At 45.1% G+C, this 13,905-nt stretch carries 12 protein-coding genes; 4 read left to right on the top strand and 8 right to left on the bottom strand.

Going from position 1 to position 13,905, the window contains the following annotated elements; genetic code table 11:
- The 8 genes from RJ01_RS02990 to RJ01_RS02955 form a co-directional block, all read right to left on the bottom strand.
- Nucleotides 1–1,413 (bottom strand): short-chain fatty acid transporter, encoded by a 1,413-nt coding sequence (locus RJ01_RS02990; RefSeq protein ID WP_034170003.1) that lies wholly within the window; start codon nt 1,411–1,413, stop codon nt 1–3.
- 97 nt (nt 1,414–1,510) lie between these two features.
- The gene (locus tag RJ01_RS02985) at nt 1,511–2,149 is read right to left on the bottom strand and encodes a CoA transferase subunit B (protein ID WP_004782495.1); all 639 of its coding nucleotides are present in this window, start codon (nt 2,147–2,149) and stop codon (nt 1,511–1,513) included.
- Between the two features lie 2 nt (nt 2,150–2,151).
- Nucleotides 2,152–2,856: a CoA transferase subunit A gene (locus tag RJ01_RS02980; protein ID WP_034170002.1), complete on the bottom strand. Its 705-nt coding sequence runs from the start codon at nt 2,854–2,856 to the stop codon at nt 2,152–2,154.
- A gap of 100 nt (nt 2,857–2,956) precedes the next feature.
- The gene (locus RJ01_RS02975) at nt 2,957–3,859 is read right to left on the bottom strand and encodes a hydroxymethylglutaryl-CoA lyase (RefSeq protein ID WP_034170001.1); all 903 of its coding nucleotides are present in this window, start codon (nt 3,857–3,859) and stop codon (nt 2,957–2,959) included.
- Nucleotides 3,856–5,850, bottom strand: coding sequence for an acetyl/propionyl/methylcrotonyl-CoA carboxylase subunit alpha (locus RJ01_RS02970; protein WP_034170000.1), 1,995 nt, complete (start codon nt 5,848–5,850; stop codon nt 3,856–3,858). Before RJ01_RS02970 ends, RJ01_RS02975 begins: the two co-directional genes overlap by 4 nt.
- Before the next feature lie 19 nt (nt 5,851–5,869).
- The gene (locus RJ01_RS02965) at nt 5,870–6,664 is read right to left on the bottom strand and encodes an enoyl-CoA hydratase/isomerase family protein (protein ID WP_034169999.1); all 795 of its coding nucleotides are present in this window, start codon (nt 6,662–6,664) and stop codon (nt 5,870–5,872) included.
- 12 nt (nt 6,665–6,676) lie between these two features.
- Nucleotides 6,677–8,278 (bottom strand): carboxyl transferase domain-containing protein, encoded by a 1,602-nt coding sequence (locus tag RJ01_RS02960; RefSeq protein WP_005235052.1) that lies wholly within the window; start codon nt 8,276–8,278, stop codon nt 6,677–6,679.
- Between the two features lie 35 nt (nt 8,279–8,313).
- The gene (locus RJ01_RS02955; protein ID WP_005235053.1) at nt 8,314–9,486 is read right to left on the bottom strand and encodes an isovaleryl-CoA dehydrogenase; all 1,173 of its coding nucleotides are present in this window, start codon (nt 9,484–9,486) and stop codon (nt 8,314–8,316) included.
- 145 nt (nt 9,487–9,631) lie between these two features.
- On the opposite strand from RJ01_RS02955, the gene RJ01_RS02950 reads away from it, so the two are divergent.
- The 4 genes from RJ01_RS02950 to RJ01_RS02935 all read left to right on the top strand — a co-directional run bounded on the left by RJ01_RS02950 (nt 9,632) and on the right by RJ01_RS02935 (nt 13,827).
- Nucleotides 9,632–10,267, top strand: coding sequence for a TetR/AcrR family transcriptional regulator (locus RJ01_RS02950; protein ID WP_004782481.1), 636 nt, complete (start codon nt 9,632–9,634; stop codon nt 10,265–10,267).
- 97 nt (nt 10,268–10,364) lie between these two features.
- Complete coding sequence (locus RJ01_RS02945; RefSeq protein ID WP_034169998.1) at nt 10,365–12,053, top strand: AMP-binding protein; 1,689 nt, start codon at nt 10,365–10,367, stop codon at nt 12,051–12,053.
- 242 nt (nt 12,054–12,295) lie between these two features.
- On the top strand, nt 12,296–12,967 hold the full coding sequence (locus RJ01_RS02940; RefSeq protein WP_005235056.1) for a class I SAM-dependent methyltransferase: 672 nt from the start codon (nt 12,296–12,298) through the stop codon (nt 12,965–12,967).
- A 62-nt stretch (nt 12,968–13,029) separates the two neighbouring features.
- Nucleotides 13,030–13,827: a thioesterase family protein gene (locus RJ01_RS02935; protein WP_005235058.1), complete on the top strand. Its 798-nt coding sequence runs from the start codon at nt 13,030–13,032 to the stop codon at nt 13,825–13,827.
- Nucleotides 13,828–13,905: the final 78 nt, after the last annotated feature.

Raw genomic sequence — 13,905 nt, 5'->3', positions numbered from 1 at the left:
TTAAGAGAAGACAGGTGGGGTATAAGTCAAAGTTCTTCCCAGGAACCAGAGTAAGAACAGTACCAACGGAAGATGAAAGACCAGTTGTGTCACTGTAAAGCCAATTACATCTTTAGCCTTTAATTTCAAGATTCCCAGCATGGGGAGCATAAAGAAAGGATTGATCAGATTGGGTAAGGCTTCGGCTGCATTATAGATCTGGACAGACCAGCCCAGATGTACTTTCAGGTCATGTGCGGCCTGCATCACATAAGGCGCTTCAATAATCCATTTTCCTCCACCAGAAGGAATGAAGAAGCCTAGAATCGCAGAATAAATTCCCATAACGATGGCAAAGGTTTCCTGCGACGCAATCGACACGAAGAATTCGGCGATATAATGTGACAGGGAAAGATCAGCAGAATTCAGGGCATTGGTCATCATAAAGGCAATACTGCCATAAAGCGGAAACTGGATCAGCACCCCTGAAATGGCCGGCATAGCTTTGGATACGGCATTGAGAAAATTACGTGGTGTACCATGTAAAGCTACACCTAAAATCAGAAAGATAAAGTTATAAGTGTTTAAGCTGGAGATTGCCAGAATCGGATTGCTCTTGGAAAACTCGTTAAACATCCAGACCAGACCCAGAACCACAATCAGAATACTTAAGATTGGCGAGTTTTCAAGCCAGTCACCTGGCCGTTTATGGATCACGGTTTCAGTCTTTTCTTCTTCAATCTGGATCGGGAAGTGATCAATGGTTTTAATATGATTGCCTTTGGGCGCAGACCAGTAGGCAATGGCAATCGAGGCGATGATCAAGACTGCTGTCATAATCATGGATTGCGGCAGGAAAATCGTTTCAGTAAATGGAATCACACCAGTCAGATTATACAGAGGTTCTGGCAGGCTGGATTTGTTGGCCTGTAATTGTGCGGCAGAAGAGCTGATACCGAGCGCCCAGGTTGCGCCCATCCCGATAATCGCTGCTGCGGCAGCCGCACGATAATCCATGTTCAGCTCTTTACGCTGCGCCAGTGCAATCACCAGAAGAGCAGTTAGCACTGTACTCATCGCCCAGTTAATCAGGGAAATCAGTAGGCTAACTGTGGCGACGAGAACGATAGCTCCACGTTCAGAATGAGGAATGCGCGCCATTTTCTGAATCAATAATTGCATCGGTTTGGAAACCGAAACTACATAACCGACCACGATCAGCATACACATCTGTAAGGTAAAGGGAATCAGACTCCAGAATCCGTCACCAAATGAAATCGCGATGTCTTGTGCCGGTGCACCAATGCCAATCGCGGCAATCGCAACGATGATAACACCGAGTAGGGCAAAGATATAAGAGTCCGGAAACCATTTTTCAGACCAGTCGCTGACGCGCATGGCAAAGCGCTGCAAGATATTTTGTTGAGTTTGCATGATTAAAATCCATTTATTCTGCATTTGTTATTAAGAAGTGGCTTTCTTCAGCCAAAAAGAAACCCTTAAAAATTTTCATTTTAAGGGTTGGGAACAATCAGGCTGCTTTACGGAGTAAAGGCACACCGGTGACTTTCTGAATTTCATCAAAACTGACATCGGGTGCCAGTTCTACAAGTTGAATACCTTCAGGTGTGACATCCAATACACCTAAGTCAGTAATAATCCGGTTCACTACAGCCTGGCCAGTAAGCGGAAGACTACATTGTGAAACAATTTTAGGCGTACCATCTTTAGCGCAGTGTTCCATCAGCACCACAACTTTCTGTACGCCTGCAACCAGATCCATGGCACCACCCATGCCTTTGACCTTCTTGCCCGGAATCATCCAGTTGGCCAGATCACCATTTTCTGAGACTTCCATAGCCCCCAGAATAGCGATATTGACATGACCGCCACGGATCATGGCAAAGGAATCGGCACTGGAAAAGAAAGATGCACCTTTGCGGGCAGTCACGGTCTGTTTGCCAGCATTGATCAGGTCGGCATCCACAGTATCTGCCGTTGGAAATTCTCCAATACCCAACAGGCCATTCTCAGACTGTAGCCAGACATTAATATTCTCTGGAATATAATTCGCAACTAAGGTTGGCAGACCAATACCTAGATTCACATAGAAACCGTCTTCAAGTTCCTGTGCGGCGCGCTGCGCCATTTCATTACGTGTCCAAGCCATGATCAAGCCTCCGCCTTTAAAGTCATCTGTTCAATCCGTTTTTCCGGTTGGGTATTGAGTACAATCCGGTTCACATAAATGCCCGGAAGATGAATTTCATCTGGATCAAGGGCACTGATCTCGACAATTTCTTCGACTTCAGCAATGGTCACTTTACCAGCCATGGCACAGACCGGATTGAAGTTCTGGGCAGTTTTACGGAAAATCAGGTTACCGGCTTTATCGGCCTTATAAGCTTTAACCAAAGCTACATCAGCAGTTAAGGATTCTTCCAGAATATAAGACTTGCCATTAAACTCACGGACATCTTTACCTTCAGCAATAACGGTTCCAACACCGGTCGCGGTATAGAAAGCGGGAATACCTGCACCACCGGCACGTAATTTTTCCGCTAACGTGCCTTGTGGAGTCAATTCTACTTCGAGTTCACCGCTTAAGTATTGGCGTTCAAATTCCTTGTTCTCGCCCACATAGGAAGAGATCATTTTTTTGATCTGTTTGGTTTCCAGCAATAGTCCCAAGCCAAAGCCATCGACACCGGCATTATTGGAAATACAGGTCAGATTTTTGGCACCGGTTTCTTTTAAAGCTGCAATGAGGGCTTCTGGAATACCACAGAGTCCAAAACCGCCAACTGCAAGAGTATGTCCATCCTGGACCACGCCGTCTAAAGCGGCTTTTGCACTGTCATACACTTTATTTGACATTTTTACCTCGATTTATTCTTCTCTTGCAGATCTCTTTTATCTAAAGATCTGCTGATTTCTATCCATGAGGACTTATAGAGTGTCCGGCTATTTCAAGTTTTTAAGCACAGGCTTTTTGCCAATAGGCATTGGCATAATTGGAGGGATTATTGCGTTGTAGACCCTCACTGATATTACGGCTGGTCTGCATCAGAGTATCCAGTTGAATACCGGTTTCAAAGCCCATCTTGGAGAGCAGGTAATACAGGTCTTCAGTTGAAACATTGCCGGAAGCACCTTTGGCATAAGGACAGCCACCGAGGCCGGCAATAGAGGAGTCAAATACCCGAATACCTTGTAATAGTGACTGGTAAATATTAGCGATGGCCATGCCATAGGTATTATGAAAATGGCCAGCCAGCGCTTTACTATCAATTTCTGAAAGACAGGCATCCCAGACGTTCTTCACGCGATCTGGAGTTGCCGTACCAATGGTTTCACCCAGTGATACTTCATAGCAGCCCATATCTAGTAAGCGCTGCGTAACTTTTACGACCTGCTTCGGATCAATTGCACCTTCATAAGGGCAGTCCACCATACAAGAGACATAGCCACGAACCTTGACATCATTAGCTTTGGCAGCTGCCATCACATCTGCAAACTTTTTAAAGCTTTCATCAATAGAGCAGTTGATGTTCTTACGAGTAAAGCTTTCAGAAGCTGCGGTAAATACCGCAACTTCTTTACAACCCACAGCCAGCGCTGATTCAAAACCTTTCATATTTGGCGTCAGTAAACTGAACTGGATATTCGGATCTTTAGGCAAGCTGGCAAATAGCACATCGCTATCTGCCATCTGTGGGACCCATTTGGCTGAAACACAGGAACCGACTTCAATTGCCTGTAAACCTGTTTTCATCAAATCCAGAATCAGGTTTTTGCGGTCATCTAGTGTTAAAGGTGTTTTTTCGTTTTGCAGACCATCGCGTGGCCCGACTTCTACGATTTTAACGAAATCTGTCATGCAACTTCCTCCGCTAGAGGCTGGAACTCTACCAGTTCATCGCCAGCTTTAACCTGGTCACCTTTTTGAAAGTATGAGTTTGCGATAATGCCATCATGCGGAGCGCGAATGGTATATTCGATCTTCATTGCTTCCAAAGTCAGCAGTACATCGTCTTTTTTCACTTTGTCATTTGCCGCAACCAGAACCTGAGTAATCACACCTGGCATTGGTGCAGTCAGATTGTTTTCAGTGCTTTGTTCATCCTGGCCATTAAAATCAGACTTCAGATAAGTAAACTTGTAACTTTGCCCATTCTGGAACAGGGTAATGCCATGTTCAGTCTGACTAAATGCCAGTTTCTGCTGTTGACCTGCAAGATTTAACTGGAGTAGGTGTTGATCGAGCAGTTCACCTTGGATATTGAGTGTCTGGCCTTCATGGTTTGCCAGGAAGCTATTTTCTAGCGCTTTAAAGCTCACCACACGTAAAACGTCATTACATTGTAATTTGATTGTGTAGCTATTTTGCTGATTCAGACGCCAAAATGCTTTTTGCTGCCAGACAGGATTATTGCTCGTCGGGTTTTGAGCCAGACGAGATAACAGTTCAACCAAGGCGGCACTGACCACTAATTCTGCGCTGATATCAGCAGATGGTTTGAGTAGGAACTCTTCTTCGCGTTGAATCAGGCCAGTATCGAGATGGGCATTTTTAAATGAGTCACATAATACTAAGCGATCAAGAAAAGCGATGTTATTCCCGAGTCCATCGACATGGAACTGACCCAAGGCGTGATGCATCTGGGTTAAAGCCGCTTCACGGTTTTTGCCCCAAACAATCAGTTTGGCAATCATCGGATCATAATAGGTGCTGATTTCATCACCTTCGACAATGCCACTATCCACACGCACGCTGTCATTTTGTTCTGGATAGTGCAAATAGCTGATCTGACCGATGGCAGGAATAAAACCTTTTTCTGGTTCTTCAGCATAGACACGTGCTTCGAGCGCATGACCGTGTATCTGTAATTCATGTTGCTGTTTCGGTAAAGGCTCACCGAACGCGACACGTAGCTGCCATTCCACCAGATCCTGACCGGTGATCATTTCAGTGACTGGATGCTCAACCTGTAGACGGGTATTCATTTCCATGAAGTAGGCAGTACCATCTTGTTCAACGATGAACTCGACTGTACCCGCACCAACATAATTCACGGCACGTGCAGCATCAATCGCGGCTTGGCGCATCGCTTCAAGTTTGTCTTCTGGCATTTTAGGTGCTGGTGCTTCTTCCAGAACTTTCTGGTGACGACGCTGCACGGAGCAATCACGTTCAAACAGATGCACATAATTGCCATGTGTATCACCAAAGACCTGAACTTCAATATGACGTGGCTGCACGACATAGCGTTCAATCAGCACATCTTCATTGCCGAAGCTGGAACGTGCTTCGCTTTTACATGAAGCGAGTGAACTGAGGAAATCTTCACTACGCTCGACCAGACGCATGCCTTTACCGCCACCACCAGCACTAGCCTTGATCAGTACCGGATAGCCAATACTGTCTGCCTGCTGTTTCAGGAAATCCGCATCCTGATTGGTACCATGATAGCCTGGAGTTAACGGTACACCGGCTTTTTCCATCAGTGCTTTAGAGGTCGCTTTCAGACCCATTGCTAAGATTGCATCCACTGGCGGACCAATAAAGACAATATTGTTGTCCTGACAGGCCAGGGCAAACTGGTCATTTTCAGACAGGAAACCATAACCTGGATGAATGGCCTGAGCACCGGTAGTTTTAGCTGCCTGAATAATACGTTCAATCTGTAAATAACTTTGTGCAGCAGGCGATTCACCAATATGGATGGCTTCATCTGCCAGTTTGACATGCTGTGCCTGTGCATCGGCATCGGAATATACGGCAACAGTAGCGATGCCTAACTTTTTCGCTGTACGAATTACACGACAGGCAATTTCACCACGGTTGGCAATTAAAATCTTTTCAAACATCCTACGATCCTTCTTGTTGTTATGCCGTGGTCTTGATCCAGGCCGGGCTTTGTTTGTTTAAAAATGCATTCAGTCCATTTTTCGCCTCATCTCCCTGGCGAACATGGGCAATATGCTGTGCGGTTTTAAGCAGCAGATCTTCAGTCAGAACTTGCTGATCAACCAGTTGAATCAGCTGTTTTGAAGCGTTTTGCGCTGCTGGTCCACCGAGTAAGAGCGCTTCCACAATCTCATCAATTTTGCTGTCGAGCTGTTCTGGTGCAGTCACTTCATGTGCCAGACCAATGGTTTTCGCCTGTTCAGCTGAAATTCGCTCAGCAGTCAGGAAATAACGTGACGCCTGACGGGCGCCAATCGCGCGAATCACATAAGGGCTAATCGTTGAAGGTGCTAGACCTAAACGGACTTCGGAAGTTGCAAACTTGGCTTCGGTGCTGGCAATACAGATATCACAAGCGGATGCCAGACCCATACCGCCGCCAAAAGCAATACCATGGACACGGGCAATGGTGGGTTGTTTTAATGTCGCCAGACTTTGCAACATTTTTGCTAGTTTTAAAGCATCGGCTTCATTATCTGCCTGTGAGGCCTGACCGGCCTGTTTCATCCAGTTCAAGTCTGCACCTGCAGAGAAGCTTTTGCCTCGGCCTGCCAGAATCACCACGCGTATATCATCACGCTGATTTAAAGACTGGAAGCAAGCATGTAGCTCTTCAATGACTTGGGTGTTAAACGCATTGTGCAATTCAGCACGATTAATCCAGACTGTTGCTACCTGATTCTGCTGCTCGAGCTGTAAAAATTGATAGTCCATTTTTGTCACCTCTTACATGCGGAACACGCCGAATTTGGTTGGCTGGATTGGTGCATTCATCGCTGCAGCCAGACTTAGGGCCAGGACTTCGCGCGATTGCGCTGGATCAATGACACCGTCATCCCATAAACGCGCAGAAGCATAATAAGGATGGCCTTGGCGTTCATATTGGTCACGAATTGGCTGTTTAAACTGGTCTTCTTCTTCAGCTGACCAGGTTCCACCTTTTTGCTCAATCTGATCGCGTTTCAAAGTTGACAATACGCTAGAAGCCTGTTCACCGCCCATCACCGAAATACGCGAGTTTGGCCAGGTCCACATAAAGCGTGGCGAGTAAGCACGACCACACATGCCATAGTTACCGGCGCCAAAAGAGCCGCCAATCACTAAAGTCAGTTTAGGCACATTGGCTGTCGCGACGGCCATCACCAGCTTGGCACCATTTTTGGCAATACCTTCATTCTCATACTGACGACCCACCATAAAGCCGGTGATGTTTTGCAGGAAGATCAGCGGAATATTGCGCTGGGTACAGAGTTCAATAAAATGTGCGCCTTTTTGCGCAGACTCAGAGAATAAAATCCCATTGTTGGCAATAATTCCAACTGGCATTCCATAGAGCTTGGCAAAGCCAGTCACTAGGGTAGTCCCGAAACGTGCCTTGAATTCGTCAAAACGTGAGCCATCGACAATACGCGCAATCACTTCACGGATATCAAATGGTTTACGGGCATCGCTTGGCACAATGCCATACAGCTCTGAACTATCAAAACGCGGTGCTTCGATTTCATCTGCAGTTTTATTTGGCTTTTTGTTCAGGTTCGCCACAATGTTGCGGGCAATGGCAATTGCGTGTTCATCATTTTCTGCCAGATGATCGGCAACTCCAGATAAACGGGTATGTACATCACCGCCACCGAGATCCTCACTAGAAACCACTTCACCGGTAGCTGCTTTTACCAGAGGAGGGCCACCCAAGAAAATCGTACCCTGATTGCGCACAATAATGGTTTCATCTGACATCGCTGGCACATAAGCACCACCGGCTGTACAGCTACCCATCACTACAGCAATCTGGGCAATACCTAGACTCGACATACGTGCCTGATTGTAAAAAATACGGCCAAAGTGATCACGATCCGGGAATACTTCATCCTGTAAAGGCAGATAAGCACCGCCAGAATCGACCAGATAAATACATGGCAAATGATTCTGTTCGGCAATTTCTTGGGCACGTAAATGCTTTTTCACCGTAAGGGGATAATAAGTACCGCCTTTGACTGTGGCATCATTGGCCACGATCATGCAGGTCACACCATTGACCTGACCCACACCCGCGACTACACCTGCTGCAGGAACATCATCCTGATAAACCTGATAGGCAGCCAGTTGACCAATTTCCAGAAAAGCTGTGCCTGGATCAATTAAATGATTAATCCGTTCACGCGGCAGTAATTTGCCGCGATCCAGATGTTTCTGGCGGGCATTTTCTCCACCACCCAAGGCAATTTTTTCTACTTTCTGTTTCAGGTCATCGACCAGTTGCAGCATGGCAGCCTGGTTGGTCTTAAACTCTTCACTACGTATATTGATTTTGCTCTGTAACTGATTCATGACGAACATCCTTGTTTTATTCTAAGTGTTCAGGTTTAGGCTGTTTCGTTGAAGAGCTCACGGCCAATGAGCATGCGGCGGATTTCGGAAGTTCCGGCACCAATTTCATAGAGTTTGGCATCGCGCCATAAACGGCCTGCAGCAAATTCATTGATATAACCGTTACCACCTAGGGTCTGAATAGTTTCGCCTGCCATCCAGGTGGCTTTTTCAGCGGCATATAAAATGGCACTGGCAGCGTCTTTACGCAGGCTACGGCTATGTTCGGCTTTGTCACATTCAGCACCAACGGCATACACCAGTGCCTTACATGCCAGCCAGGTAGAGTACATGTCAGCAATTTTGCCTTGCATCAACTGGAATTCACCGAGTGCCTGACCAAACTGTTTACGGTCATGAATATAAGGAATCACTGTATCCATGCAGGCATCCATAATACCCAATGGACCAGCACTGAGAACCGCACGTTCGTAGTCCAGACCACTCATCAGCACTTTAGTTCCATTGCCGACACCGCCAAGCACGTTTTCTTTCGGAACTTCGACATTGTCAAAAAACAGGGGATAGGTATTGGAACCACGCATACCCAGTTTGTCTAAATGAGTGCCGTGACTAAAACCTGGCATATTTTTCTCAACCAGGAAGGCGGTCATGCCTTTAGCGCCAGCTTGTAAATCGGTTTTGGCATAGACCACAAGTACATCAGCATCGCCGCCGTTGGTGATCCACATCTTGGAACCGTTGAGTAGATAATGATCACCTTTATCTTCAGCTTTCAGTTTCATGCTGACCACATCTGATCCGGCATTCGGCTCAGACATTGCTAATGCACCAACATATTCGCCAGAAATCAGTTTTGGCAGGTAACGCTGTTTTTGTTCTTCATTACCATTTCGCTTAATTTGGTTTACACATAGGTTAGAATGGGCGCCATAGGACAAACCAATGGATGCTGAAGCACGGGAAATTTCTTGCATGGCAATAATATGGGCCAGATACCCCAGATTGGTACCGCCATATTCCTCACTGACCGTTAAACCAAGTAGGCCCATATCACCAAATTTTTTCCAGAGGTGAGCCGGGAATTCATTGTCACGGTCAACTTGCTGGGCAATTGGGGCAATTTCCTTGGCGCAAAATGCGGCCACTGAATCACGAAGCGCAATAAGAGTTTCATCCAAACCGAAATCTAAGCTTTGTAAATTCATTCTTCATCCATCCTGAGATTATATTTGTTGTGTCCAAAAGCATTTTTGTTGTGCTTGTTTTTTAACATACAACGAAAAATTAAAAAAGTGAACCTATATTCACAAAATGATTTACAATTCATTTTATCTGGTTGAGAATAAGATTATGAGTTATAAAAGATCATCACTGATGCAGGAACGAATGGAACAAAATCGTTTGTCGATTTTACAGTCTGCTCGTGAACTGATTACTCAAGGGGGCTTTAAAGAGGCGTCGATTCAGGCGATTGCAGAACGCGCAGGCGTTTCTACAGGGCTGGTATATCGATATTTTGAAAACAAAAGCCAGATTTTGATTGAGGTTTTGTCGGCAGCGATTCAGCATGAAGTTGGAATTCTTGTTTCCATTGCCGGGTCGGATTTATCGCCAAAACTAAAATTGCAAAAATCTGTTACAACTTTTGTGAAACGTGCCATGAATAGCCCCCAGTTGGCGTATTCACTTATGTTTGAACCGGTTGATCCGGAAATGGAACATGAGCGTTTTCGCAGTAAACAGCTGCTTAAACAAAGCATTAAGGAAATCCTGGCCGAAGGAAAGGTGAATGGAGAGTTCGAGTTTGAAGATTTAAATACGGCAGCTTTGGGCGTGGTGGGTGCCATGACCTTTGTCGTGATTGAACCTTTGAATCCGTCCCGTAATGTGATGTTTGATCAGAACTACAAGGATCACTTTGTCAAACAGATTGCCGATTTTTGTGTTAACGCAGTACATCGACAGGAGGGAAATTCAGCAGCATAGACACACAAAAACAGGCACATAGACAAGGTCGTCGTGGTCATAAAACAATTAGTAAAGTTGAAAATCAGAATTACAAAGAATCAAGGAGATCGATTCAATGACACAAGTACGGTTAAGCTATGCCTATGGAACCAGCAGCCAGCCTTTATTGGGCATGACCATTGGTGAAAAATTTGATCAGGCTTGCGAACAATATGCAGATCGCGATGCAGTCGTCAGCATGCATCAGAACATACGCCTGAGTTATCGGCAGCTACAGGATCAGGTCAATGCCTTTGCCTGTCAGCTGCTGAAATTGGGTATGCAAAAAGGTGACCGTCTGGCGATCTGGTCGCCGAACTGTGTGGAATGGACTATTACCCAATTCGCAGCTTTCAAGGCAGGCATTATTCTGGTTAACCTGAATCCAGCCTATAAAAGCAATGAGCTGGAATATGTTTTGAATAAAGTGTCCTGTAAGGGACTGGTTATTGCATCGCAGTTTAAAACAACGGACTATCAGGAAATTCTGACCAAAATTGCGCCTGAATTAAAACAGGCTGAAAATAAATTACTGAATGCAGAGCGTCTACCACATTTAAAGCATGTCATTAAAATTGATGAGCAGCAGCATACGGGTATTCATCGTTTTCAGGATTTAATGCCTATACCAAGTGCTCAAGAGCTGGAACAGCTGCAACAGATCTCCACTGATTTGCAGTTCGATGAAACCATTAATATCCAGTTTACGTCAGGCACCACAGGTAACCCTAAGGGTACGATGCTGACCCATAACAATATTTTAAATAATGGTTACTTTGTGGGTGAAGCGATTCACTTAACTCCAGAAGACCGTGTCTGTATTTCTGTTCCACTATTCCACTGCTTTGGCATGGTAATGGGTAATCTGGCTTGTATTACCCATGGTTCAGCCATGATCTATCCATCTGCCGTATTTAATCCGCTGGAAACCTTAAAAGCCATTCAACAAGAAAAATGTACGGCAGCTTATGGCGTACCGACCATGTTTATTGCTGTGCTGGAACATGAACAGTTTGACGATTTTGATCTGTCTAGCCTGCGTACCGGCATTATGGCGGGTAGTCCATGTCCACAGGAAATTATGCAGCGTGTAATAGAGCGAATGCATATGTCTGAAATTACCATCTGTTATGGCATGACTGAAACAGCACCGGTAAGTGCCCAAAGTTCAACAGAAGACAGTGTTGAACGTCGTGTGAGTACAGTTGGCCGTGTCCATCCACATCTGGAAGTTAAAATTGTCGATGAAAATGGCAAGGTGGTGCCGCGCGGTCAATTGGGTGAACTGTGTGTGCGTGGTTATTCCGTGATGCTGGGTTATTGGGAAGATCAGGACAAGACCCAGGAAGTCATTGATGCTGCGCGCTGGATGCATACTGGTGATATTGCGGAAATGGATGATGAAGGCTTTGTCAAAATCAAGGGTCGTATCAAGGATGTGGTCATTCGTGGCGGTGAAAACCTGTTCCCGAAAGAAATTGAAGATTTCCTTTATACCCATCCAGCGGTTTCAGATGTACAGGTGATTGGCGTGCCAGACCATAAATATGGTGAAGAGCTTTGTGCTTGCATTATCCTGCATGAAAATGACCCATGTACCGAAGAAGCCATCCGCCAATATTGTGCTGAGCATATTTCTCACAATAAAGTGCCGCGTTATGTGCGTTTCTTCCATGAATTCCCAATGACGGCTTCAGGTAAGGCACAGAAGTTCAAGTTGCGTGAATTTATGCGTGAAGAATTAAATCTAAAAGAGATTGCTTAAATTAATTAAAGCTAAGTTTAGATAGTATTTGATCAGATGACCTGGCGGCATGGATGCCGCCGTTTCATTGTATGGCAAGGATGCCATATCAATGAAACAGAAGGGTTTGGTTACTTTGCCCAGTCAAAGTAACGAAGCACCTGCACAATGGAAGAAGAATCCATCTTGCAAATTGAGGTCATGTATTTAGCAATTTCTTTAAATAGATAAAAATTTATTTCTATATAAATCAGAGTAAACAGATGGCAAAAAACTTTCACAGTGAAGTCGTGGTCGCCAGCTATGACGATCATATCCGCAAACTGATTCCCGGATATGAACTGGTGCATCAGCAGATTGAAGCAATTCTCAGCACTGAACTCCCGGAAACCGCTCATATTTTGGTAGTGGGCTGCGGGACGGGTTATGAGCTATCTTATTTATTGCAGCAGCATCCAAACTGGACATTTACTGCGATTGATCCTTCCGCTGCGATGCTTGGGCAGGCAAGGAAGCATCTGGCTTCTATTGGAGTTGAACAACGAGTTCAGTTTATACAGTGCACCACTCAAGAACTGGATCAGCAAAATACTTACGATGCTGCACTCGCTATTTTAGTCGCCCATTTTATTCCTGAACCTCAGAAATCTGATTTTTTTCAGGATATCTATCACAGCCTTAAAACTGGCGGGATCGTATTGACCTATGATCTGATGCAGCCTGAAGGTGAGAATGAATTAAAGGTAATGCAAAAAATGGCACAACAAACCGGACTTAGTGTGCAGCAAAGCGAAAATATGATGGCCAGATTGCAGCAGGACTTTTTCCTGATTTCAGTAGAAAATTTAAATGAACTTTTAACAAAAGTCGGATTTAAACAACACAAAATTTATAGTCAAATTATGAATTATTGTGGTTTTTTACTCAGAAAATAAAGATCATGAAACCTTATATAAATTTTAAAGTTTAAGAGAATAATCAAGGAAGTTTAAGAAGAATGTCAGCATATTATAGTTTGATCCAGCGCGAACAGCATGCAGATGGCAGTACTACTGCCTATTATCGTTCCAATATTCATGCTCAAGGTGCGTGGAATCCTCATGAACAGCACATGGCACCGGCAACCGGTATTCTATGTGTTGAACTAGAACAGTTTCAGCCTAGATCAGAAATGCGTATTGGCCGGGTTGGACTGGATATTTTTGGACTGATTGCATTTGGTGAGTTTTCTATTACTACGCGCATGATCCGTCCTGGCAAAACTATTGAACTGATTGAGGCGGAAATGTGTGCCAATGGAAAAACCTGTATCGTTGCTCGTGCCTGGAGGATGCTGACTTCGGATAGCCGGGCCATTGCAGGTATCGAAGATTTTCCGATTGAAAGCCCTGAGTTTTTACCGGTTTGGGAGGGTATGAGTTGCTGGCCGGGTGGTTATATTCAAAGTATTGAAACCCGTGCACATCCTGATCATCGAGCAGGCAAAGGCATTGTCTGGCTCAGAAATTCACTGGATATGGTCGAAGGACAACCGACTACAGATTTTAGTCGTTTACTTGGTATGGTAGATACGGCCAATGGCATTGTGCCGCGTCAGGATCCAAATGCGGGCTGGGGATTTCCAAATCTGGATTTACAGATTCATATGCACCGTCTGCCGCAAGGTGAATGGCTGGGGCTGGAAGTAGTGCAACAGTATGGTGAAGATGGGATTGGTCTCACCAGCGGTGTGCTGCATGATATTCACGGGCCTTTCGGTCGCAGTGAACAGATTCTGACCTTACGTAAATTCTAAATCCGATTCAAAAGCAAAAGGATGAATTGATTCATCCTTTTTTTATTGGCATGCTGTGCGCAATGGTTCAGGAATATT

The sequence above is a fragment of the Acinetobacter sp. YZS-X1-1 genome, from assembly GCF_000804305.1.
Lineage (GTDB): Bacteria > Pseudomonadota > Gammaproteobacteria > Pseudomonadales > Moraxellaceae > Acinetobacter > Acinetobacter variabilis.
Note: the sequence above shows the minus strand (reverse complement) of the source record. Positions and strands in the feature narration are given on the sequence as shown.

Bases quoted from the DNA above. Each gene is read 5' to 3' on its own strand.
- RJ01_RS02990 (WP_034170003.1), bottom strand. From the start codon at position 1,413: ATGCAAACTCAACAAAATATCTTGCAGCGCTTTGCCATGCGCGTCAGC.
- RJ01_RS02985 (WP_004782495.1), bottom strand. From the start codon at position 2,149: ATGGCTTGGACACGTAATGAAATGGCGCAGCGCGCCGCACAGGAACTT.
- RJ01_RS02980 (WP_034170002.1), bottom strand. From the start codon at position 2,856: ATGTCAAATAAAGTGTATGACAGTGCAAAAGCCGCTTTAGACGGCGTG.
- RJ01_RS02975 (WP_034170001.1), bottom strand. From the start codon at position 3,859: ATGACAGATTTCGTTAAAATCGTAGAAGTCGGGCCACGCGATGGTCTG.
- RJ01_RS02970 (WP_034170000.1), bottom strand. From the start codon at position 5,850: ATGTTTGAAAAGATTTTAATTGCCAACCGTGGTGAAATTGCCTGTCGT.
- RJ01_RS02965 (WP_034169999.1), bottom strand. From the start codon at position 6,664: ATGGACTATCAATTTTTACAGCTCGAGCAGCAGAATCAGGTAGCAACA.
- RJ01_RS02960 (WP_005235052.1), bottom strand. From the start codon at position 8,278: ATGAATCAGTTACAGAGCAAAATCAATATACGTAGTGAAGAGTTTAAG.
- RJ01_RS02955 (WP_005235053.1), bottom strand. From the start codon at position 9,486: ATGAATTTACAAAGCTTAGATTTCGGTTTGGATGAAACTCTTATTGCG.
- RJ01_RS02950 (WP_004782481.1), top strand. From the start codon at position 9,632: ATGAGTTATAAAAGATCATCACTGATGCAGGAACGAATGGAACAAAAT.
- RJ01_RS02945 (WP_034169998.1), top strand. From the start codon at position 10,365: ATGACACAAGTACGGTTAAGCTATGCCTATGGAACCAGCAGCCAGCCT.
- RJ01_RS02940 (WP_005235056.1), top strand. From the start codon at position 12,296: ATGGCAAAAAACTTTCACAGTGAAGTCGTGGTCGCCAGCTATGACGAT.
- RJ01_RS02935 (WP_005235058.1), top strand. From the start codon at position 13,030: ATGTCAGCATATTATAGTTTGATCCAGCGCGAACAGCATGCAGATGGC.